This window comes from Micromonospora phaseoli (assembly GCF_900109115.1).
GTDB lineage: Bacteria > Actinomycetota > Actinomycetes > Mycobacteriales > Micromonosporaceae > Micromonospora > Micromonospora phaseoli.
In genome coordinates, this window is record NZ_FNYV01000001.1 from 487809 (window position 1) to 508107 (window position 20299).

Genomic DNA, 20299 nt, shown 5'->3' on the forward strand with positions numbered 1-20299 from the left:
GGCGGTGGCGGACTGGCTGGCGGCACTGGACCGCCGTGCCGCGCTGCGGGCGAAGGCGGGACTGACCCGCCGGCTACATCCGCGCGCCGCCGGCGACGACGTGGTCGACCTGGCCGGCAACGACTACCTGGGCCTGGCCACGCATCCCGAGGTGGTCGCCGCCGCGGCTCGGGCGTTGTCCGCGTACGGGCTGGGGGCGACCGGATCGCGGCTGGTCCGCGGCTCGACCGATGCGCACCACGCGCTGGAGGACGCGCTCGCCGGGTGGCTCGGTACCGACCGGGCGCTGGTGTTCTCCTCCGGCTACCTGGCCAACGTCGGTGCGGTCCGGGCGTTGGTACGCCCCCGCACGCTGCTGGTCTCCGACGCGCACAACCACGCCTCGCTGATCGACGGTTGCCGGGTCTCCGGCGCGGAGACGGTGGTGACCCCGCACGCCGACGTCACCGCGGTCGCGGCGGCTCTGGCAGCCGCGCCGGGCCGCCCCGCGGTGGTGGTCACCGAGTCGGTCTTCTCCGTCGACGGTGACCTGGCTCCGCTGGCGCGCCTGCACGCCACCGCCCGCGAACACGGCGCGTTGCTGCTGGTCGACGACGCGCACGCGCTCGGCGTGACCGGTCCGGCCGGGGCCGGTGCGGTGGCCGCCGCCGGGCTGGCCGGTGAGCCGGACGTGGTGCTCACCGCCACCCTGTCCAAGGCGCTCGGCGGGGCGGGCGGCGTGGTGGCCGGCCCGGCCGAGTTCGTCCGGCATCTGGTGGAGACCGCGCGGACCTTCATCTACGACACGGCCCTGCCACCGGCGGTGGCCGCCGGGGTGCACGCCGCCGTCGGGCTGGCCCGCACCCGCGACGACCTGCGCGCCGACCTGTCGCGGCGGGCCGCCCTCGCGGTGCGTCGGCTGCGCGCCGCCGGCCTCGACGTCTCCACCCCCGACGCCGCCGTCGTCTCGGTCACCGCCCCCGGCCCCGAGGCGGCGACCGGTTGGGCCGCCGCCTGCCGGGACCGGGCGGTGGCGGTCGGTTGCTTCCGCCCGCCCTCCACCCCGGACAGCCGGTCCCGGTTGCGGCTGACCATCAGTGCCGGGGTGTCGCAGGCGGAGTTCGAACGGGCCCTGGAGGTCATCGTGGAATGTGCCCCATGACGGATCAGTGGCGGGGACCGGTGCTGGTCACCGGGACCGACACCGAGGTCGGCAAGACCGTGGTGACCGCGGCGATAACCGCGGCCGCGCAGGCGGCGGGGCTGCGGGTCGCGGTGGTCAAACCCGGCCAGACCGGTACGGCAACCGGGGTACCCGGCGACGTGGAGGCGGTCACCCGGCTGGCCGCCCCGATGACCGGGCGTACCCTGGCCAGTTTTCCCGACCCGCTCGCCCCGCTGGCCGCCGCCCGGGTCGCCGAACTACCGCCGTTGGAGCTGTACAGCGCGGTCGACGCCGTCCGCGAGGAGGCCGACAAGCACGACCTGGTGCTGGTCGAGGGGGCCGGCGGGCTGCTCGTACCGATGGGGCTGCGGCCGTCGGGCGAGGCGTGGACGGTGGCCGACCTGGCCGTGTCGCTGGGCGCGCCGGCCGTGGTGGTGGCGCGTGCCGGGCTCGGCACCCTCAACCACACCGCGCTCACCCTCGAGGCCCTGGACCGGCGGGCCGTACCGGCTGGCGTGGTGATCGGTGCGTGGCCGGCCGAACCCGAGCTGGTGCACTGGGCCAACCTGGGCGACCTGCTGCCCAACCTGCTCGGCGCCCTGCCGGCCGGCGCCGGGTCGATGGACCCGGGAGTGTTCCGGCGCTCCGCGCCGGGCTGGCTGACCCCGGCCCTGTACGGCGTGCTCGACGACTGGCGCTCCTGGGCCGACGAGACCACCTGAACCGAACCCGCCGACCTGCTGACTTTCGTCAGTGTCGACCCCGGCCCGGGGGTGGGTAGCGTGACCCCCGTGCGAAACCGGTGGCGGAGCCGCCTGAATCCGGGCAGAAGCTTCGAGAGGTGGCGTGACCTGCTGCTCTGGGCGGTGCTGGCGGCGCCGTTCGGGTACGTCGGTGCCACTCCGCCGTACTCCCGCGACGCCGTGGTGTCGCTGCTCATCGGCCTGGGCGGGGCCGGTGTCGCGGTCGCGGTCAGTCGACGGCTGCCGCTAGCCGCCCTGATCGTGGTGGTGCTCGGTACGCTGCTCGACGGAAACTTCGTCTTCGCCATCCCGGTGTTCAGCTATCTGGCCGGCCGACGCAGTCCGCGTACGCTGCCGGTGGCCGTGGTGTTCGCGGTGATCGCGGCCGGTGGCACGGTGCTCAACCTCGGGCTGCTCGGTACCGGCATGGCCACCTGGTTCCTGCTCGCCACGGTGCTGCTCTTCGCGGGCGTTTTCCCCTGGCTGATCGGCAGGTACCGGCGGCAACAGACTGCTCTGGTCGACGCCGGTCGCCGCTACGAGCAGGCCCGCGCGCACGAGCGACAGGGGGAGGCGGAACGGATCCGGTTGCGTGAGCGGGCCCGGATCGCGCGGGAGATGCACGACTCGCTCGGGCACGCGCTGAGCCTGATCGCGCTGCGTGCCGCCGCGCTGGAACTCGCCGACGGCCTCGATCCCCGGCACCGCGCCGCCGCCGGTGAGCTGCGGGCCAGTGTGGCCGAGGCGACCGAGCGGCTGCACGGAATCATCGGGGTGCTCCGTGAGGAGACCGCTGCGGTCACCACCCGTCCCGCCGGGGAGGGCATCGCCGACCTGGTCGACGGCGCGCGGGAGGCCGGCATGGCGGTGCGGCTGGACCTGCGAGACATGCCGCCGAATCCGCGTCAGGTGCCGCCGGGCCGGTTGGACGTACCGCAGGCCCTGCCGGAGTTGACGGGGCACGCCGCGTACGGGCTGGTCCGCGAGGCGCTGACCAACGCCGCCCGGTACGCGCCCGGAGCCGAGGTGACGGTCAGCCTGGTCCGGCGAGTGGACGGCGTGGTGGTCGAGGTGGTGAACGGGTCGCCGCCGGCCGGTCCGCTGCCGGGACCGCCCGCCACCGGCTCCGGCCTGCTCGCCCTGGCCGAACGGGTCCGGCTCGCCGGTGGCTCGCTCAGTGCCGGGGCATGCCCGCAGGGCGGCTTCGCCGTCCGAGCCCGGCTACCCGTGCCGACCCCCACCGCTACTGACCATGACGCCGCAACGGTGGCCCGGCCCGACGTGACCGACCGGCCCGATATGGCTGACCGGCCCGATGTGGCCGACCGGCCCGACGTGGCTGACCGGCCCGATGTGGCTCCGGCCGGTGGCCTGGCCGGCTCGGGTGCTGCTGCCGGCGGCCAGCCGGTCGGCGCGGCAGCCCGCCGGCAGGTCCGGCGCAGCCTGCTGGTGGCGCTCGGCGCACCGGTCGGCCTCGCGCTGGCACTGTCGCTGATCTACTACCCGGTCGCCACCGTCGGCGCGGTGCTGGACCGGAGCACCTTCGAGCAACTGCCGGTGGGTGCGGCCCGGGGCGACCTGGCTGGCCTGCCGCCCCGGCAGGTCGACCGGCCCGCCGGGGCGCGGCCGGACTGCGAGTACTACACCGACGGCAACTTCCCGCTGGCCCAGCCGACGTGGCGGTTGTGCTTCGCCGACGGGCGGCTGGTCAGCAAGGAGCGGATGAACGAATGACGGGTATCCCGTTGGAGCCGGTACGGGTGCTGCTGGCCGACGACGAGGCGATGATCCGGGCAGGGGTCCGGGCGATCCTGGCCACCGACCCCGGCATCGAGGTCGTCGCCGAGGCCGGCGACGGCCGGACGGCCGTGGAACTGGTCCGTGCCCACCGGCCTCGGCTGGCCCTGCTGGACATCCGGATGCCGAAGCTGGACGGGCTCGCCGCTGCTGCCGAGATCCGCCGGTCGGTGCCGCAGACGGCCACCATCATGCTCACCACGTTCGGCGAGGACGACCAGGTGGCCCGGGCGCTGGGGCACGGGGCCAGCGGCTTCCTGCTCAAGTCCGGCGATCCGCGGGAACTGATCGCCGGGGTGCACGCGGTCGCTGGTGGCGGCGCGTACCTGTCCCCAACGGTGGCCCGCCGGGTGATCGAGCTGGGCGGCGACCGGGTCGCCCGCCGACCGCTGGCGCGGGACCGGCTGGTCGGGCTGACCAGCCGGGAACGGGAGGTGCTGGCGCTGGTCGGGGCGGGACTGTCCAACGCCGAGATCGCCCGCCGGCTGCATCTGGTCGAGGGCACCGTGAAGACCTACCTGACCAGCATCTTCACCCGGCTTGAGGTGCGTAACCGGGTGCAGGCGGCGATCCTCGCGTACGAGGCGGGGCTGGTCGAACCGGTCGAGTAGGAACCAGCCCCGCCCGACCTCTCACGCGTCGCGTCTGCGCAGCGCCGCTCGCCCGCCCAGCAGCGCCACGGCGGCCCAGCCGGCGAGCAGCAGCAGCCCGACCGCCGGTGGGTACGGTTGCCCGTCGCCGGCCAGGAGGTGTTGCCCGGCCTCGCCCGGGAAGGCGTCGGCGATCCGGTGCAGCGCGGTGATGTCCGGCTCACGCAACGACAGCGGCACGATCATCAGCACCGCGAGGAGCACCGTCAACGTCAGCACCGCGCTGCGCAGCACGGCGCCGAGTCCGAGCGCGAGGACACCGATCAACGCCAGGTAGGTGGCCAGGGCGACGACGTCGCGGAGGGTGCCGGCCACCGGCGCGGCACCCCACTCACCGAGCACCAGCGAGGCGACCAGCGCGCCGACCGCGCCGAGCAGCAACCCGAGCACGAAGGTCACGGCCGCCGCCACCGCCGCCTTGGCCAGCAGTACGCGACCCCGCGACGGCGTGCACTGCAGGGTGGTGCGGATCGTCCCGGTGGTGAACTCGCTGGTGATCATGAGTAGGCCGAGGGCCAGTACGGCGTACTGGACCAGCTCCAGCGAATCGATCAGGACGCTGCCCAGCGGGACCACCCCGGCGTCGTCGCTCGGATCGTCGTTGGTGTTGCCGTTGGCGACGTAGATCGCCAGCTGTCCGGCGGTGGCGGCCATGAGCACCACCGCGGCGAGCACCGTCCACCAGGTGGCGCGTACCGTCCGGAGCTTGGTCCACTCCGCGCGGATCGTGGTCATGCCGACGCACCTCCCGTGCCGGCCGGGTACTCGACGTGGTCGGCGGTCAGCGCCATGAAGGCCCGCTCCAGGGATGCCTCGTGCGAGGCCAACTCGTGCAGCGGCACCCCGAGCTCGTACGCCAGCTCGCCGACGCGCTCGACGGTGCTGCCGGTGACGGTCAGCTCGCCCGTTCCGCCGGACTCGACCACCGCACCGGCGGCGGTCAGCCGATCGGCGAGGGCAGCCAGCTCGGTCGGTCGCGGGCTGCGGACCCGCACGGCGAGCCCGCTGCCGGCGATCACCTGAGCGGTCGGCGCGTCGGCGATCAGCCGGCCCTGGCCCAGCACCACCAACCAGTCCGCGGTCTGCTGCATCTCGCTCATCAGGTGGCTGGAGATCAGCACGGTCCGGCCCTCGGCTGCCAGGGACCGGCTGAGCTGCCGGATCCAGCGCACGCCGTCCGGGTCGAGGCCGTTGACCGGTTCGTCGAACATCAGCACCGGCGGGTCGCCGAGCAGGGCACCGGCGATGCCGAGCCGCTGACCCATGCCGAGCGAGAGCGCGCGGGCCGGTTTTGCCGCGGCCCGATCGTCGAGCCCGACGGTGGCGAGTACCTCCTCCACCCGGCGGTCGGGTATGCCGTTGCTGGCGGCCATCGCGGACAGGTGAGCCCGGCCGGACCGGGCGGGATGCAGGGTCCGCGCGTCCAGCAGCGCACCGATCTCGTGCAGCGGCCGGCGCAGCTTGCGGTACGGCTGCCCGCCGATCAGCGCCTGGCCGCCGGTGGGGCGGTCCAGGCCCAGGATCAGCCGCATGGTGGTCGACTTGCCGGCGCCGTTGGGCCCGAGGAAGCCGGTGACCCGGCCGGGACCGATGTCGACGGTCAGCTCGTCGACCGCGGTGGTCTCCCCGAACCGCTTGGTCAACGCACGTAACGTAATCATGTCCGGACGGTAGGTCCGCGACGGCTCGGCCCGCCGTGCCCGAAAGGCACCACCCGGCACTGACTTTCGTCAACTCACGCCTTGTTCAGCGGCGGACAACGAAGGTGTCGGGCATCCGGAAGGTGAGATTGTCGGGATAGTGGGGCGGGCGAACCACGCGTACCCCGCTCAGCAGCGGTGCGGCCGCGGTCACCAGCGTGGCGGCTTCCATCCGGGCGAGTTGGTCGCCGACGCAGCGGTGTACGCCCGCCCCGAAGGCCAGGTGCCGGCGCGACCCACGCTGCCCTGGGCGGAGTTCGTCCGGCGACTGCACGACCGCCGGGTCCCGTCCGGCTCGGGCCAGCCACAGCACCACACTGGTGCCCGCCGGCACCGCGATCCCGCCCAGCGTGGTGTCGACGGCGGCGACCCGCCGCCAGGTGACGATCGGTGGTTCGAGTCGCAGCCCCTCCTCGACCACATCGCCGACGTTCACCGAGCCGTCACGCAGCCCGGCCAGGACGGCCGGTTCCCCGGTGAGCCGGTGCAGCAGCAGGGTGAGGAACTGCGAGGTGGTCTCCTGGCCGGCAACCAGCAGGAAGAACAGCGCGCCGACCAGCACGTCGGGCGGGTGGCCGGCGGCCCGTAGCTCCCCGGCCAGCCCGCCGCCGGTGGCCGCGAACTCCCGCAGCACCTGGTGGAAGTGGCCCACCTCGGCGGCGAGGACCTGCTGCCGGTCGGCGTCCAGCGGTGCCCAGAACAGCTCCAGCGCCGCGCGGGCGAACTGCTTGACCGCCGTCACCGGGGCGTCGGGCAGCTCGACCAGCCGGGCCAGCACCAGCAGCGGCAGGTCGGCGGCGAGGTCGGCGTGCAGGTCCACCGGCGTACCCCGGTCCAGGGCGGCGGTCAGCTCGCTCACCCGCTGCCGGACCAGCCCGGCCAACCAGTCCCGCTGGGCGGCCACCCGCGTGGGGTGTAGGGCATCGGCGACCAGCGCGCGGATGCCGGGATGGGTGGCGTCGCCGTTGTTGGCCAGCGTCGGTGGCAACCGGAAGCGGTGGGCGGCGAGCACCCGCAGCGCGGCCACCGGCATCGGGGTGATCGCGTCCAGGGCGTTGTCCGGCCGGAACGTCGCGGCATCGGTGAGCACCTGGCGGACCAGCGCGTGCCGGGTCACCAGCAGGTGTTCGACGCCCACCTGGTCGGCGACGCGGGCCACGTCGGGCCACCGGAGCATGTCGCTACCGGCCCCGGCACCCTCGGTGGCCTGCGGGGCCTGCTCCCAGCTGCGGAACAGCACGGCGTCACGCTAGCCGTCCGACTTCGGCCGGCCCGCGCGCAGCTGCCACACCGTGGTGCGCTTCACCCGTACGCTCTCCAGCGCCTCGCTGACCGGCACCTCGTAGCGGGCGAGTTCGTCGAAGCGGTCCCGGGGCAGGAAGGCCCGTCCCGGGTCGCCGACCAGCACCGAGGCACCGGACCGGGCGGCGCGCAGCAGGAACCGCAGTACCCGGTTGGCCATCGCCGCGCTGTAGAACACGTCACCGGCGAGGACCACCTCGGCGTCTCCCGCGTCGCCGTCGAGGATGTCGCCGAGTTCGGCGTCGACGCGTACCCCGTTGGCCTCGGCGTTGAGGGTGACCGCCGCGACGGCCAGCTCGTCGACCTCCACGGCGCGGACGTGGGCCGCGCCGGCCCGGGCGGCGGCGATGGCCACCAGGCCGGAGCCCGAGGCCAGGTCGAGCACCCGGCGGCCGGCGACCACCTGCGGATGGTCGGTGACATGGCGGGCGAGGCCCTGACCGCCGGCCCAGGCGAAGGCCCAGAACGGTGGCGGCCGGTCGCTGCGGAACTCGCCCTCGGTCAGCTCCCACAGGCCGATCGGCTCGTCCGCCTGGTGCAGCCGCACCTCGGGTACGAAGGCGACGGGCGCCAGCCGGGCGTGCAGTCGGACAAAGGCAGCGGAGAGCGCGGACACCGGCTGATTGTGCACCGTCACCCGGGACGGCGTGTCGCGGGTTGTTGGTAGTCGGTTCAATACCGTGCGTGAAATCGGGCATCTTGCTTCACGGTCCGTGCCAACACGCCCGTCTACCGGGTGGCCTTGCGCGCTCCTAGCGTTGCGAATGGAGGCAACCAACGGGAGGACTGATCGTGAAGAGGCTGTGGCGGAACGCGCTACGGATCGGAGTGGTACTGGCATGTCTCACCGGGGTGGACGTCGCCATGGCCGCGCCGGCGCAGGCGGCGTTCGCCACCGAACTCGGCGGCCTGCCGGACCAGTTCACCGCCGGCGGGCGGGTGGAGACGGTCTCCGCCGTGGTGTCCCGCACGGATCAGGGTGGCTGCATCAAGGTTCGCTGGTCGATGGTGATGAGCGTGCGGGGGCTGCGGCTGGACCAGGTGCGGGTGGACCGGATCGAGGAGACCGGTTCGTTCCCGGTGGAGGTGCGGACCGAGGGTGCCGCGGCGCGGCTGACCGACCGTGAGTTGGATCCGGGCACGCTCTGTCCGGGCCGGACGGTCACCGCCCAGTACCGGATCGCGTTCGCCGGTGACGTCGACCAGGGCCGGGTCAGCCTGGCCGCCGAGGCGTACGACCAGAACCTGCAGCTGCTGTCCCGCCAGACGGCGACCCGCGAGGTGGTCGGTCGCGGCGGTGCGGCCCGTCCCACGACCGCGGCGCCGACCCCGTCGTCGGTGCCGACGGTCGACCCGACCGATGAGCCGGTCGAGGTGCCGACGGTGGATCCGGCCGAGGAGGAGAGCGGCTCCGCCGACGACGTGGCGGCGGCCGGTGGCGCGGCCGACCCGCCGGACGCGGGCGCGGCCGGCAACCAGGTGTCCCGCAACGGCGGGATCGGCCTCACCGAGGCCGCCTTCCTGCTCGGTGGTCTGCTGTTGTTCCTCGGGGTCGGCCTGCTGCTGCGGTTGCGGCAGCTGACCCGGGAACCCGAGCCGGTGGTCGACGGCGTCGGTGTCGCCGCCACCGCCGGTCGCTGGGAGCGCCAACCCGGCGCGCGGAGCCGGTGGCGGACGGTGCCCCGGGACGGCGGCTACCTCAGTTGACATCGGCCCCGGCGGAGCGGTCGGCTGCGGCCGTCCCGCCGGGGCCTCCGTCAGGACGGCAATGGTCGCCGGTCGGGACGGTCATGGGGCCCAGTCGGGGTCGCGGCCGAAGGCGGCGATGAGCCGGTCCTGCTCGCCGGCCCCGGCGGACACTTCGGTCTCGGGTTCGACCAGCCCGTCGCGCTGGTAGTCGGTGACGTGGCGGGAGAACCAGCGGGCGGCCAGGGAGACCGCGTCGGCGTCCATCACGGGGTCCACACCGATCGCCACGGCCAGGTCCCAACCGTGCACGAGGTGCTCGGCCAGCAGCTGGTGCAGGTACTCCTCGGCGGGGGTGTCACCGGCCGACAGGTGCACGGTCCGGGCCAGGGCACCGGGGTGGGCGGCGGCCAGCTCGGCCTGCGCCGCGGCGTCACGGGCGGCCTCGACCGGGTCGGCACCGAGCTGGTCGCCGTCGTACCGGTCGCCGACCTGCTCTATGGTGCGTCCGGCGAGCAGCGGCACACTCCAGCGCTCCTCGCTGACCACGTGATCGACCACCGTGCGCACGTCCCAGCCGGGGCAGGGGGTGGGGGCCGACCACTGGGCAGGGCTGACCTGTTCCACCCGGTCGATGAACTCGGCCAGGCTGCGGCGGTACGTCTCCAGCAGCTCCATGCCGCCATTGTTGCCGTCAGCGGAGCGGTCGGCGGCCGGTTCGGCCCATCGGGACAGGCCCTGCCGGATCCGGGCGGTGGGCTACTCCAGCTGGGCGGGTTCGAGCCCCAGTTCGCGCGCGGTCACCAGGCGCACCCAGTCGGTGAACTGTCGGCGGGAGATGACCCGGTCGTGCACCGCGAGCTGCACCGCCAGGCCGTCCATCACGGCGCTGATCCGCCAGGCCGCGCCGGCCGGATCGGCGCAGTCGAAGATGCCCTCGCGGACCCCGTCGGAGATCACCGTGGCGAGATCCTGCCGCCAGCGCAGGTCGAGCTTGCGGGAGACCTTCTCCAACTCGGGGGTGCGCAACGACTCCGACCAGCCGTCGATCCACATCGACCAGGAGGTGGGTCGCCCGGCCGGGGTGTAGAGGCGCAGGATCCGCCGGAGCTTGGTCAGGGGCGGGGCGTTGGAACGGGTCACCGCGTCGAGGCGGGCAAGGTCCTGCTCGACGGCGTACGCGAACGCCTGGGCGAGCAGCCGTTCCTTCGTTGCGAAGTGGTAGAAGACCAGGGCCTGGCTCACGCCGGCGGCCTGGGCCACGTCCGCCGTGCGGGTGTTCGCCAACCCGCGTTGCGCGATCACGTCACATGCGGTGCGCAGCAGGGCATCCAGGCGGATCTCGGCCGCACGTCTCGTCACGTCCGTCACCGTAGCCCATCGAAACGGACACGGGCCGTCACCGAACCTCGGTAGATCCAGCTTGCGACAGTCGGAAGCCGGACAGTTGCCGAGCACTCATATTCCACCTGGCCTGGGTTGCGGGCGGCGGCGTTTCGCCGACCCGGGAAAGGGCGTCCGCCAGAAAGTGACCCAGCTGCCTAGGAAGCTATAGGGGCGGGATTCCGCTCACCAACTCGGGGATTTCGGACTCGCCGGGGGCGGAACCCGATTTGGCAACCGTTCGGCCCCTCGGCTAGAGTTCTCATCCGTCACCCGGTTAACTCGGGGGCGTGCGGACGTAGCGCAGCTGGTAGCGCATCACCTTGCCAAGGTGAGGGTCGCGGGTTCGAATCCCGTCGTCCGCTCGGAGCTGCCGCCACGCATGACGGGGGCAACCTCGGTGGGGTGGCCGAGAGGCGAGGCAACGGCCTGCAAAGCCGTGTACGCGGGTTCAAATCCCGTCCCCACCTCGGTAATAGCTAGGGCGATTGGCGCAGTGGGAGCGCGCTTCCTTGACACGGAAGAGGTCACTGGTTCAAACCCAGTATCGCCCACCACAAGATGGATATCGGTACGGCGCGAAGGTCTGGCTCACCGAGCCGGGCCTTCGCGCCGTTTGCGGTCAGGGCGCGATGCGGAGCCGACGGATACGCCGGTCGTCGTAGTCCTCGAAGCGGAACCGCAGGCCGGCAACCGGGCTGCCGGGGAAGTCGCCGCTGATGGTGGCCGTCACGACCGTGCCGACCGGGGTCTGCTCGACGTCGGTGATCTCGTACGTCACCAGCGGCACGTCGGCACGCCAGGCCCGGATCGCGTCGAGGCCGACGTGCGTCCGGCCCTCGTCCTGGACGACGGCGTCGTCGGCGAAGAGCGCGAAGTACGTCTCGGCATCCGGCTGGGACGCCAGCTCGAAGTACCGACGGATGATCTCGGGTGCGTTCGTGGTCTCGGGCATCGGTGACCTCCTCGTGAGTCCAGACGGTGGACGGTGCTGATCCTTCATGACCGCTCCGACTTTCGCGGAGATTGACACCAGATAGTCAACGCCGCATAGTCAGTACTGACTAAAGGAGTTCTCGTTGGAACGACGCCGGAGGGTCCCCAACCCGCTCGCCCTGGCCGTGCTGGCCTGGCTGCTGTGGGAGCCGATGCACCCGTACGAGCTGGGGCGACGGCTGAAGCAGACCGGCAAGGACCGGCACATCCGGTACACCCGCAGCTCGCTCTACATGGTCATCGAGCAGCTCACCCGGGCCGGCTTCGTCGCGCCACAGGAGACGGTCCGGGACAGCGCCCGCCCCGAGCGCACGGTCTACGCGATCACCGACGAGGGCCGGCACGAGGTGCACGACTGGCTGCGTGCCCTGCTGGCCCAGCCGCGCGAGGAGTATCCGCACTTCGCTGTCGCCCTGTCGCTGCTCAGCCTGCTCCCGCCCGACGAGGCCGTCGAGGTGCTCCGTCGCCGCAGCGCGGCGCTGGCCGGCCGGATCGAGGAGACCCGCACGACCATGGACGACGCCCGTGCCGACGGCGTCGCGTGGATCTTCCTGGTCGAGGAGCAGTACGCGCTCGCACTGCTGGAGGCGGAGCGCCGGTTCGTCGCCGAACTCGTCGAGTCACTCAAGCAGCCGGACTACGCACAGTCCTGGCAGGAGACCATGGGGGGTCGTACATGACCACTGTCCGAACCGCGCTGGTGATCGGCGGAGGGATCGCCGGTCCGGTGACCGCGATGGCGCTGCGCCGCGCCGGGATCGAGGCGACAGTCCACGAGGCGTACCCGCCGGCCGCCGATGGAGGTGTCACCCTGACCCTGGCGCCCAACGGGCTGGCCGCGCTGCGCTGCGTCGACGCCGAGCAGGCCGTCCGGGGCGTCGGCCTACCCATGCGGCGCACCGTCGTCACCGACGGCCGGGGCGGCCGTATCGGCGCGTTCCCGCACGTCGCCGTCGAGCCGGTGACGCTCGGGCTCTGGCGCGACGACCTGGCCCGGGTGCTGCGCGAGCGGGCGCAGGCACAGGGTGTACGGATCGGGTACGACAAGCGGTTGGTCGACGCCGAGCAGAGCCACGACGGCGTGCTCGCCCGGTTCGCCGACGGCTCCACCGCCACCGCCGACGTGCTGATCGGCGCGGACGGCATCCGGTCCCGGGTGCGTACCCTGATCGACCCTCAGGCACCCGAGCCGCAGGTGCTGCCGCTGCTCAACCTCGGTGGAGCCGCCCGGTACGCGGTGCCCGACGCCGACCCGGAGGCGATGTACTTCGTCTTCGGATCCCGGGCGTTCTTCGGCTACTGGGTGCAGCCCGACGGCCGGACCGCCTGGTTCGCCAACGTGCCGGACCGGCAGCCGGTCAGCTACGCGGAGGCGAACCAGATCCCGAGGCAGCAGTGGCTGCGCCGACTGCGCGCGGTGTTCGCCGACGACGTGCCGGCCCGGCAGGTGCTCGCCCACACCGACCCCGAGGACCTGGTCGCCATCGGGTCCATCGAGAGCATGCCCCCCGTGCCACGCTGGCACGCCGGCCGGATGGTCCTGGTCGGTGACGCGGTGCACGCGCCCTCGCCCAGCTCCGGCCAGGGCGCGTCACTGGCCGTGGAGAGCGCGGTGCAACTGTCCCGGTGCCTGCGCGACTTTCCCGAGGTGCCGGCCGCGTTCGCCGCCTACGAGCGGCTGCGTCGGGCGCGGGTGGAGAAGGTCGTCCGGCGGGGCCGGCAGACCACCTCCACCAAGACGGCCGGGCCGATCGCGACGCGGATGATGCGGATCATGATGCCGTTGGCGTTGCGTACGTTCCTCAATCCGGAACGGACACTCGGCCCGGAGCAGCGGTACCGGATCGACTGGGAGACCACGGTGGCCACGGAGCTGGCCGGCCGGCCCTCCCGAGTCGACAGATGATGGTGCCGGTCACCGTCCGGTGACCGGCACCATCATCTGCGGCGCGACCTTTTCAGGCTGGTCACAGCGGCGGCGTGACGTCCCGGCGCTCCTCGACCCGGCGGTACTCCACCGGCTCCTCCGGTGCGGCGACCACCTGACGGCGGCGGCCCCAGACCAGGGTCGTCAAGATCAGGCCGAGCACGCCGGCGGCCATCAGGATCCACCCGACCACGTCCAGGTCGAGCCCGCCGATGCTGGCGTTGACCGCGAAGGTGAGGATGGCGCCGAGCGCCAGCAGGAAGATACTGGTGCCGATACCCATGACAGCCTCCTAATGAGCAGGGGATGCGGTGTGCTGTCGAGGGATGTCTGTACCCCGGCGGTGAGCGGCGCAATCACGGCAACGCCGGGGCCGTCGCCCGGGCGATCTTGTCATCGGGTAGAGTTGCCCCGTCCCCGCCAGCCGGGGCAGGCGGACGTAGCGCAGCTGGTAGCGCATCACCTTGCCAAGGTGAGGGTCGCGGGTTCGAATCCCGTCGTCCGCTCGCGGTTAGTCACACCTTGGGGTGTGGCGATCACCACGGGCGATTGGCGCAGTGGGAGCGCGCTTCCTTGACACGGAAGAGGTCACTGGTTCAAACCCAGTATCGCCCACCAAGACAATTCGGATGCTGTCGACTGAATGCCCGCTCTTCGAGCCGGGCATTCAGTCTTTGACCTGGCCGCTCAAGATCACTGACAAGCAGGCCGAGCACCACGCGTTGTCCCGAGTCGGTCGGTTTCATTCCTGCCCTCCCGGGAAGCCGGCGCGCATGTCTTCTGACCCTGGGCGCACGGCGCGGCACAGGCTGGAGCGGGCGCGACAGACGGTTCAAGAGATCCACCAGGCTGCCGTCCGGCACCGTGATCCCCGCCTGCACAACCTGGCCGACGAGATCAGCGAGATCGCCATGATGTTGGGCCATGACGCCGGCCCGGTCCAGGAGTGGCGGCCGTGCCCGGTCTGCGGGGCCGAGCCCGCGTCGCACTGCGTGAACATGCCGGGCCACAAGATGGTCGACGGGACGCACCCGGAACGGAACAGGCTCTAAAGCCCCCGAGCCGCGACTGTCGCAGGAGGGGGTTCAGTCGCCGTCGGGCAGCGCGAAACGCCAGCTGTGCGCCCGCAGCACGGGGATCGCGCGCTCGACGGCGTCGACTGTCTGGCTGCGGTCGCCGCCGCCGTCGTGCAGCAGCACCACCGCACCCGGCGCGACGCCCTCGGTGATCCTCCGCAGCAGTTCGTCGGTGCCGGGCGGCTCCCAGTCGGTAACGGCGAGCCGCCACCCCATCGGCCGCATCCCGAGCGCGGTCGCCACCGACGGGGTCTGCCCCCAGGCCCCGTACGGTGCCCGGAAGTAGGGGATGCGGGCGTGCGGCACCGCGTGCCGGATCACCGCGTTGGTCTCCAGCAGGTCCGAGGCGATCCGTCCGGCGGTCCAGGTGCCCATGTCGTCGTGACGCATCCCGTGGTTGCCCAGCGCGTGGCCGGCCGCGACGATCCGGCGCACCACCTCGGGGTGTTCGATGACGTGATTGCCCTGCAGGAAGAAGACCGCCCGGACCTGCTGGGCGGCCAGCACATCGAGCAGTCGGAGGGTGTGTTCCGGGTGTGGTCCGTCGTCGAAGGTGAGGCAGACCGCACGGTCGGTGCCGATCACCTCGGTGGGGCGTACCGGTGGCGGTCCGGCGCCCGGCCCGAACCCGGCGGCGGCACGCGGGAGTCGTAGGGGCTGCGTGGTTGACGACATCGGTCGGACCTTCCGGGTGGGTGGGCCGTGTGGGGCGCTCGACGCGCCCCACACGGCCCGCTGGTGGTGGATGGCTGGTCCGCCCGTCGTGACGAGGGTCAGCGGCGGGGCTTGGGTGCGAGGCGGGGCAGGACGAACGGCGGACCCGCGAAGATCAGATCGGACTTGATCTCGTGGTACGCGAGCTTGGGCTGGTAGTTCTCGTCGTAGATGGTGGCCAGGCCCTCCGGCGGGTCGTCGAACCAGCCCGGCACCCAGGAGTGGTTGTCGCTGAAGCCCCAGACGGTGTACGACAGGCAGCTGCGTACCGCGAGGCAGGCCTTCATCAGCACGCTGAAGTTGGCCGCGGACGCCTGCAATCTGGGGTTGATCTCCTCCGAGTTGCCGGCCTGCACGCCCTCGGTCATCTGGCTGCGGACGTCGACCTCGGTGAACGCGGTGGCGACCCCGAGCGAGGTGAACTTCTTCAGCGCCTCGGTGACCTGGAAGGTGTTGAAGTTGCCGTACTGGGTGCCGAGGTGACCCTGGGCGCCGACACCGTCGATCGGCACGCCCTGGGCGCGCAGCTTCTTGACCATGTCGTAGACGAACTGGGTCTTGTCGTCGGCCGGGTTGCCGGAGCCGAACGCCTCGATGTTGTAGTCGTTGTAGAACAGCAGTGCCTTCGGGTCGGCGGCGCGGGCCCAGCGGAACGCGTCGGCGATGTAGCCCGGCCCGAGGTTCTCCGCCCAGAAGCCCTTGTAGTGCAGGGTGGGTGGGGTGTCCCAGGGGTCGCTCACCGCCTCGTTGACCACGTCCCACTGCCAGATCTTGCCCTTGTAGCGCTTGGCAACCGTGGTGATGTGCTTGCGCAGCAGCTCGCGCAGCTCCTGCTTGCTGATGGAGCCGTCGGCGACGCCGCTGGTGAGCCACGCGGGCAGCTGGTTGTGCCAGACCAGGACGTGGCCGCGTACGCTCTGCCTGTTGCGCTTGGCGAAGTCGACCAACTGGTCGGCAGGGCCCCAGTTGTAGTTGCCGCGGGTGGGTTCGAGGCTCTCCCACTTCATCACGTTCTCGGCGGTGACCGAGGCGAACTCGGTCGCGGCGATCTTGCGGTACTGCGGATCGTCGGCGTCGTTGAGGGCGTCCATGTTGACCGCGGTGCCGACCTGGAGGCCATGGCGGAGGCCGAGCGCGCCGAGCGTCTGCGCGGTCGGGTCGTACGGCTTGCCAGCGGTGGCCGGCACCGTGTTCAACGCCGCCACGGTCGCGACGGCGACCGCGCCGGCGGTCATCCACCGTCTCACCTTCATCTGCCGTCCTTTCGTGTCTGATCGACATCCGTCGATCATGAAGTGCAGGGTCCGGGTCCGGGGTTGAGCGCGTTGGCAGTGGTGATCGGCGTCGAGGCTCGGACGAGTCGAGTCGGTCGCGGCGGCGCCGATATCTTCCGGAGAGCGATCGGTAACTTTGCCGAAACGTTAAGGCCATCGATGACCACAGTCAACCGCGAATACTTCCGGAACTCGGCCGTGTGCCCTGCTCGTGCCATCCACCCCCGAACCGGGAACTTCCGGATCTGGCGGGCATGACACCGCCACCCGCCAGGCCGATCAGGACGGCCGGGCGGGTGGCGGGTGGTGCGGGTGGCGGGCGTGACCGACGCCGGATCAGTGCTCGAGATAGGTGGCGTGGTCGAAGTCGGCATAGCGGCCGTCGCCGCCGATGTCCTGCACCCACAGCCCGAGCAGCGAACCGGTGAAGCCCCAGGCGGCCGGTTCACCGTCGATGATCTGGGCCGCGTGCTCGTCGGAGAGGATGGTGGCGTCCAGTTCGACGGGCACCTGCTGCCAGCCGTCCCCCAGGTCGTACGCGAAGCGCAGCGCCGGGCCGTCGAAGCTCACCCGCAGGCCGACCCGGCCGGCGTCGCCGGTGTCGACGGTGTGCTGCGGGTACGCGGTACGGCGGCCACTGTCGCAGCTGAGCAGTTCCAGCACGACCCGCTCGTCATCGGCGCGGGTCAGGTAGAGGTAGTGCCAGTTCTGGGTGTTGTAGTAGCCGGTGATCCCGGCCAGGTGCCGATGGTCGCCCGGCTCGAACTCCACCACGGTCTCCAGTGAGCAGCGCGTCGCCCCCACCCGCCGCGCCACCAGGCTCGGCGTCTGCAGGCCGACCGGGGACTGGCCACCGTGTACGCGCAGGTGCGACGGGCGCGAGCGGAGGTCGATCCAGTCGTCGGTGGCCGGCCGGCGCAGGGTCGACCACCAGGTGGCCAGCTCCGGGGCGTCGAAGTCGTCGGTGGCCGGCTCGTCGGGCCACGGGTGGGCCGGCAGGTCCGGAGCGGCGATCTCGTCGGCCGGAACGCCGCCGGGGATGGTCGGCCAGCCTCCGGGTGACCAGTCGACCTTCTGCAACGCGGTCTCCCGGCCCAGCACGCAGTTGCCCAGCGGGGTGTAGGGGCGGCCCACCAGGTGGGCGAGGTACCAGTCGCCCTGCGGGGTGCGGACCAGGCTGCCGTGGCCGGCCTTCTGCAGGGTGAGATCGGGCCGGCCGACGGAGGTGAGCAGCGGACCGGCCGGGTCGACCTCATACGGCCCGAACAGATCCCGGGACCGGGCAACCGTGACCTGATGCTCCCAACTGGTGCCGCCCTCGGCGGTGACCAGCCAGTACCAGCCGTCGTGTCGGTAGATGTGCGGTCCCTCGGTGAGACCGACCTCGGTGCCGGTGAAGATGATCCGGGGCTTGCCGACCAGTTGTCCTCGGGCCCGGTCGTACTGCTGGATCTCGATGCCGCCGAAGCGGTCGCGCCCGGGCCGCCAGTCGGCGCTCATCGCCAGCAGCCAGGTGGTGCCGTCGTCGTCGTGGAACAGCGCGGCGTCGAAGCCGTGCGAGTGCAGCCGCACCGGGTCCGACCACGGGCCGGTGATGGCGGGGGCGGTGGTGAGGAAGTTCTGCGCGTCCCAGTAGCCGCTGGCGAAGCTGGCCACATCGCTGTAGACGAGATGGAACAACCCGTCGTGGTAGGTGAGGTCCGGTGCCCAGATCCCGTTGGAGTCGCCGCAGCCGCGCAGGTCGAGCAGGCGACGTTCGGTGACGATGCCACCCAGTGCCTGCCAGTGCACAAGGTCCTTCGAGTGGTGTACCCGCACCCCCGGGTACCACTCAAAGGTCGACGTGGCCAGGTAATAGTCGTCGTCGACCCGCAGGATGGACGGGTCTGGGTGGAAGCCGGTGAGCACAGGGTTGCGGATCGACCGGGCGGTGGCCACGTCTGCGATCTCGGTCGACATGTTCGACTCCTTCATGTTCTGATCCCGGTGCATTCCCGGAAATATGCGTACCGGGAGCCTCAAGATTGCGCTCACGGTATCGGCTGGCGTTCGCTCGCGACAGCCCCTTGACCGCCGACGCAAACGCGTCGTAACGTGCCCGCCATCACATCGAAAATATCGGTACTGAACCGAAACTTGCGACTCGCAGTCCTATAGCCTGCCGTCGATCTCGGCGGTGCTCCGTGTTCCTCCTCCGTTTCTCGAAGGGACGAACCATGACAGCGCACATCTCCCGCCGGTCGCTGCTGGGTCTGGCCGGCCTGGGCGCCGGCACGCTCCTGCTCGGCGCCTGTGGGGATGACGGAACCGACACGCCGGGCGATCCGCAGACGATCAACTGGTGGCATGTCCAGGACGCCGAACCGATGCTCAGCGTCTGGGCGGACTTCGCAAAGCAGTACGAAGGCAGCCACACCAACGTCACCATCGAGGTCCAGCCACTGGAGGTCGAGGCGTTCAAGACCAAGCTGGACGCCGCTGTCGAGAAGAAGACGCCGCCGGACCTGTTCCAGTCGTGGGGCGGCGGCGCGCTGCAGCAGCAGGTCGAGGCCGGCCTGGTCAAGGACATCACCGAGGACGTCAAGGAGTGGATCGGGCAGCTGCTGCCCGCCGCGGTGCAGCCGTACACGGTGGACAACCGGATCTATGGGATTCCGTTCGACATCGGCATGGTCGGCTTCTGGTACAACCGGGACCACTTCGCCAAGGCCGGCATCGAGACGCCGCCGGCAACCTGGGCCCAGCTGCTGGTGGCCGTCGGCAAACTCAAGTCGGCCGGCATCGTCCCGATCGCGCTCGGCGGCAAGGACAAGTGGCCCGGGCACTACTACTGGGCGTACCTGGCGATGCGCATCGGCGGCCTCGAGGCGCTGGCGCGCGCGGCCGAGGACCGGAACTTCGACACCCCGGACTTCGTCGCCGCCGGCGAACACTTCAAGGAACTGGTCGACATGCAGCCGTTCCAGCCGGGCTTCCTCCGCGCGGAGTACGGATCCGAGAACGGGCAGGCCGCCACGATGGGCAACGAGGGCGCCGCCATGGAGCTGATGGGGCAGTGGGCCCCGTCGGTGCAGGCGTCGTCGTCGACCAGCCAGCGAGGTCTCGGTGACCGGCTCGCCTTCTTCCCCTTCCCGGCCGTCGAGGGCGGCAAAGGCGCGGCGACGGACGCGTTCGGCGGCGGCAACGGCTTCGCGGTCGGTCGCGACGCACCGGCGTCGACGGTGGAGTTCCTGCGCACCCTGCTGCAGGCCAAGAACCAGCGCAGGGCCGCACAGACCGGCGCGGTGCTGCCCACCAACCAGGCTGCGACCGGCGGCATCAAGGACCTGAACAACCAGGTCGTGGCCGCCAACCTGGGCATCGCCACCGGCTTCCAGCTCTACCTCGACCAGGCGTACCCGCCGGCGGTGGGCCAGCAGATCAACAACAGCGCGGCCGAGTTGGTCGCCGGCACCAAGGGGCCGGCCCAGATCGTCAAGGACATCACCAGGGTGGCGAAACGGCAGTGATCCCGCGAGGTCTACGCCGTCGCCGAACGACAGCTTGTCGGCGAGGCGGTCCGCCGGCGTCGAGGATGAGCGAGAAAAGGGAGGACGCATGGCCACCAACGACAACCGTACGGTGACCATCGCGGCGATAGCGCGCCTGGCCGGGGTGTCGGTGCCGACGGTGTCGCGGGTGATCAATGGTCGTTCGGATGTGGCTCCGCAGACCCGGGAGCGGGTGGAGGAGCTGCTGACGCGGCATGGTTATCGGCGTCGTCCGCCGAGCATGCGGGCGAGTTCGGGTCTGGTGGATCTGGTGTTCAACGATCTGGACAGCCCGTGGGCGGTGGAGATCATTCGGGGTGTGGAGGACGTGGCGCACGCCTCTGGGGTCGGCACGGTGGTCTCGGCCATCCACCGCC

Annotated in this window: 21 protein-coding genes and 5 tRNA genes; 15 read left to right on the top strand and 11 right to left on the bottom strand. The window is 71.6% G+C overall.

The window, feature by feature from the left end; genetic code table 11:
* Positions 1-4 precede the first annotated feature (4 nt).
* Genes BMY89_RS02255 through BMY89_RS02270 form a run of 4 tightly spaced genes read left to right on the top strand, consistent with a single transcriptional unit; the run spans position 5 to position 4295 of the window.
* The gene (locus tag BMY89_RS02255; RefSeq protein WP_092375403.1) at positions 5-1141 is read left to right on the top strand and encodes an 8-amino-7-oxononanoate synthase; all 1137 of its coding nucleotides are present in this window, start codon (positions 5-7) and stop codon (positions 1139-1141) included.
* A complete protein-coding gene (bioD, locus tag BMY89_RS02260) occupies positions 1129-1866 on the top strand; it encodes a dethiobiotin synthase (RefSeq protein ID WP_175510264.1) in 738 nt (245 codons plus the stop codon). Before BMY89_RS02255 ends, bioD begins: the two co-directional genes overlap by 13 nt.
* A gap of 60 nt (positions 1867-1926) precedes the next feature.
* Entirely contained in the window at positions 1927-3621 is a 1695-nt protein-coding gene (locus BMY89_RS02265) for a sensor histidine kinase (protein WP_232521006.1), read from the top strand.
* Positions 3618-4295 carry a response regulator gene (locus BMY89_RS02270; RefSeq protein ID WP_092374070.1) on the top strand — a complete coding sequence of 226 codons (678 nt, stop codon included), beginning with the start codon at positions 3618-3620 and terminating at the stop codon, positions 4293-4295. The genes BMY89_RS02265 and BMY89_RS02270 overlap by 4 nt, the downstream gene beginning before the upstream one ends.
* A gap of 21 nt (positions 4296-4316) precedes the next feature.
* Here BMY89_RS02270 and BMY89_RS02275 read toward each other — a convergent pair whose 3' ends face one another.
* The 4 genes from BMY89_RS02275 to BMY89_RS02290 all read right to left on the bottom strand — a co-directional run bounded on the left by BMY89_RS02275 (position 4317) and on the right by BMY89_RS02290 (position 7952).
* Complete coding sequence (locus tag BMY89_RS02275) at positions 4317-5069, bottom strand: ABC transporter permease (RefSeq protein ID WP_092374073.1); 753 nt, start codon at positions 5067-5069, stop codon at positions 4317-4319.
* Positions 5066-5995, bottom strand: coding sequence for an ATP-binding cassette domain-containing protein (locus BMY89_RS02280; protein ID WP_092375409.1), 930 nt, complete (start codon positions 5993-5995; stop codon positions 5066-5068). The genes BMY89_RS02275 and BMY89_RS02280 overlap by 4 nt, the downstream gene beginning before the upstream one ends.
* An 85-nt stretch (positions 5996-6080) precedes the next feature.
* Complete coding sequence (locus BMY89_RS02285) at positions 6081-7274, bottom strand: cytochrome P450 (protein ID WP_372433333.1); 1194 nt, start codon at positions 7272-7274, stop codon at positions 6081-6083.
* Between the two features lie 9 nt (positions 7275-7283).
* Positions 7284-7952, bottom strand: a complete 669-nt coding sequence (locus BMY89_RS02290) for a class I SAM-dependent methyltransferase (protein WP_092375412.1) — start codon at positions 7950-7952, stop codon at positions 7284-7286.
* Between the two features lie 176 nt (positions 7953-8128).
* On the opposite strand from BMY89_RS02290, the gene BMY89_RS02295 reads away from it, so the two are divergent.
* Positions 8129-9043: a hypothetical protein gene (locus tag BMY89_RS02295; protein WP_232521007.1), complete on the top strand. Its 915-nt coding sequence runs from the start codon at positions 8129-8131 to the stop codon at positions 9041-9043.
* An 81-nt stretch (positions 9044-9124) separates the two neighbouring features.
* On the opposite strand, the gene BMY89_RS02300 is transcribed toward BMY89_RS02295, so the two are convergent.
* Positions 9125-9700, bottom strand: a complete 576-nt coding sequence (locus tag BMY89_RS02300) for a TIGR03086 family metal-binding protein (RefSeq protein WP_092374076.1) — start codon at positions 9698-9700, stop codon at positions 9125-9127.
* An 81-nt stretch (positions 9701-9781) separates the two neighbouring features.
* Positions 9782-10384 carry a TetR/AcrR family transcriptional regulator gene (locus BMY89_RS02305; RefSeq protein WP_092375417.1) on the bottom strand — a complete coding sequence of 201 codons (603 nt, stop codon included), beginning with the start codon at positions 10382-10384 and terminating at the stop codon, positions 9782-9784.
* A gap of 313 nt (positions 10385-10697) precedes the next feature.
* Between BMY89_RS02305 and BMY89_RS02310 the strand changes: the two genes are divergently transcribed.
* The 3 genes from BMY89_RS02310 (at position 10698) to BMY89_RS02320 (ending at position 10962) form a co-directional block, all read left to right on the top strand.
* A tRNA-Gly gene (locus tag BMY89_RS02310) sits at positions 10698-10770 on the top strand.
* 34 nt (positions 10771-10804) lie between these two features.
* Positions 10805-10875 (top strand) — tRNA-Cys (locus BMY89_RS02315).
* Positions 10876-10887: 12 nt separating this feature from the next.
* Positions 10888-10962: transfer RNA gene (locus BMY89_RS02320), tRNA-Val, on the top strand.
* A 65-nt stretch (positions 10963-11027) separates the two neighbouring features.
* On the opposite strand, the gene BMY89_RS02325 is transcribed toward BMY89_RS02320, so the two are convergent.
* Complete coding sequence (locus BMY89_RS02325) at positions 11028-11360, bottom strand: nuclear transport factor 2 family protein (protein ID WP_092374079.1); 333 nt, start codon at positions 11358-11360, stop codon at positions 11028-11030.
* Between the two features lie 124 nt (positions 11361-11484).
* Between BMY89_RS02325 and BMY89_RS02330 the strand changes: the two genes are divergently transcribed.
* On the top strand, positions 11485-12081 hold the full coding sequence (locus BMY89_RS02330; protein WP_092374082.1) for a PadR family transcriptional regulator: 597 nt from the start codon (positions 11485-11487) through the stop codon (positions 12079-12081).
* Positions 12078-13307, top strand: coding sequence for an FAD-dependent monooxygenase (locus BMY89_RS02335; RefSeq protein ID WP_092374085.1), 1230 nt, complete (start codon positions 12078-12080; stop codon positions 13305-13307). The genes BMY89_RS02330 and BMY89_RS02335 overlap by 4 nt, the downstream gene beginning before the upstream one ends.
* 61 nt (positions 13308-13368) lie before the next feature.
* On the opposite strand, the gene BMY89_RS02340 is transcribed toward BMY89_RS02335, so the two are convergent.
* Positions 13369-13611 carry a DUF6458 family protein gene (locus tag BMY89_RS02340; RefSeq protein ID WP_092374088.1) on the bottom strand — a complete coding sequence of 81 codons (243 nt, stop codon included), beginning with the start codon at positions 13609-13611 and terminating at the stop codon, positions 13369-13371.
* Positions 13612-13761: 150 nt separating this feature from the next.
* Between BMY89_RS02340 and BMY89_RS02345 the strand changes: the two genes are divergently transcribed.
* The 3 genes from BMY89_RS02345 (at position 13762) to BMY89_RS02355 (ending at position 14380) form a co-directional block, all read left to right on the top strand.
* Positions 13762-13834, top strand: a tRNA-Gly gene (locus BMY89_RS02345).
* A 37-nt stretch (positions 13835-13871) separates the two neighbouring features.
* A tRNA-Val gene (locus BMY89_RS02350) sits at positions 13872-13946 on the top strand.
* A gap of 11 nt (positions 13947-13957) precedes the next feature.
* Positions 13958-14380 carry a zinc finger domain-containing protein gene (locus tag BMY89_RS02355; RefSeq protein ID WP_092374091.1) on the top strand — a complete coding sequence of 141 codons (423 nt, stop codon included), beginning with the start codon at positions 13958-13960 and terminating at the stop codon, positions 14378-14380.
* Between the two features lie 33 nt (positions 14381-14413).
* On the opposite strand, the gene BMY89_RS02360 is transcribed toward BMY89_RS02355, so the two are convergent.
* The 3 genes from BMY89_RS02360 to BMY89_RS02370 all read right to left on the bottom strand — a co-directional run bounded on the left by BMY89_RS02360 (position 14414) and on the right by BMY89_RS02370 (position 18351).
* Positions 14414-15079 carry a polysaccharide deacetylase family protein gene (locus BMY89_RS02360; RefSeq protein ID WP_092374095.1) on the bottom strand — a complete coding sequence of 222 codons (666 nt, stop codon included), beginning with the start codon at positions 15077-15079 and terminating at the stop codon, positions 14414-14416.
* 98 nt (positions 15080-15177) lie between these two features.
* Positions 15178-16371, bottom strand: coding sequence for an endo-1,4-beta-xylanase (locus BMY89_RS02365; RefSeq protein WP_092374098.1), 1194 nt, complete (start codon positions 16369-16371; stop codon positions 15178-15180).
* A gap of 357 nt (positions 16372-16728) precedes the next feature.
* Entirely contained in the window at positions 16729-18351 is a 1623-nt protein-coding gene (locus BMY89_RS02370) for a glycoside hydrolase family 43 protein (RefSeq protein WP_092375420.1), read from the bottom strand.
* A 257-nt stretch (positions 18352-18608) separates the two neighbouring features.
* Between BMY89_RS02370 and BMY89_RS02375 the strand changes: the two genes are divergently transcribed.
* Positions 18609-19901, top strand: a complete 1293-nt coding sequence (locus BMY89_RS02375) for an extracellular solute-binding protein (RefSeq protein ID WP_092374100.1) — start codon at positions 18609-18611, stop codon at positions 19899-19901.
* Positions 19902-19989: 88 nt separating this feature from the next.
* On the top strand, positions 19990-20299 hold a 310-nt coding region (locus BMY89_RS02380), incomplete at its 3' end, for a LacI family DNA-binding transcriptional regulator (protein WP_139217899.1).

Excerpts from the sequence above, each read along its gene's own strand:
- bioD (WP_175510264.1), top strand. The coding sequence starts at position 1,129 with ATGTGCCCCATGACGGATCAGTGGCGGGGACCGGTGCTGGTCACCGGG.
- BMY89_RS02270 (WP_092374070.1), top strand. The coding sequence starts at position 3,618 with ATGACGGGTATCCCGTTGGAGCCGGTACGGGTGCTGCTGGCCGACGAC.
- BMY89_RS02275 (WP_092374073.1), bottom strand. The coding sequence starts at position 5,069 with ATGACCACGATCCGCGCGGAGTGGACCAAGCTCCGGACGGTACGCGCC.
- BMY89_RS02280 (WP_092375409.1), bottom strand. The coding sequence starts at position 5,995 with ATGATTACGTTACGTGCGTTGACCAAGCGGTTCGGGGAGACCACCGCG.
- BMY89_RS02300 (WP_092374076.1), bottom strand. The coding sequence starts at position 9,700 with ATGGAGCTGCTGGAGACGTACCGCCGCAGCCTGGCCGAGTTCATCGAC.
- BMY89_RS02325 (WP_092374079.1), bottom strand. The coding sequence starts at position 11,360 with ATGCCCGAGACCACGAACGCACCCGAGATCATCCGTCGGTACTTCGAG.
- BMY89_RS02335 (WP_092374085.1), top strand. The coding sequence starts at position 12,078 with ATGACCACTGTCCGAACCGCGCTGGTGATCGGCGGAGGGATCGCCGGT.
- BMY89_RS02340 (WP_092374088.1), bottom strand. The coding sequence starts at position 13,611 with ATGGGTATCGGCACCAGTATCTTCCTGCTGGCGCTCGGCGCCATCCTC.
- BMY89_RS02355 (WP_092374091.1), top strand. The coding sequence starts at position 13,958 with ATGCTGTCGACTGAATGCCCGCTCTTCGAGCCGGGCATTCAGTCTTTG.
- BMY89_RS02360 (WP_092374095.1), bottom strand. The coding sequence starts at position 15,079 with ATGTCGTCAACCACGCAGCCCCTACGACTCCCGCGTGCCGCCGCCGGG.
- BMY89_RS02365 (WP_092374098.1), bottom strand. The coding sequence starts at position 16,371 with ATGAAGGTGAGACGGTGGATGACCGCCGGCGCGGTCGCCGTCGCGACC.
- BMY89_RS02370 (WP_092375420.1), bottom strand. The coding sequence starts at position 18,351 with ATGTCGACCGAGATCGCAGACGTGGCCACCGCCCGGTCGATCCGCAAC.
- BMY89_RS02375 (WP_092374100.1), top strand. The coding sequence starts at position 18,609 with ATGACAGCGCACATCTCCCGCCGGTCGCTGCTGGGTCTGGCCGGCCTG.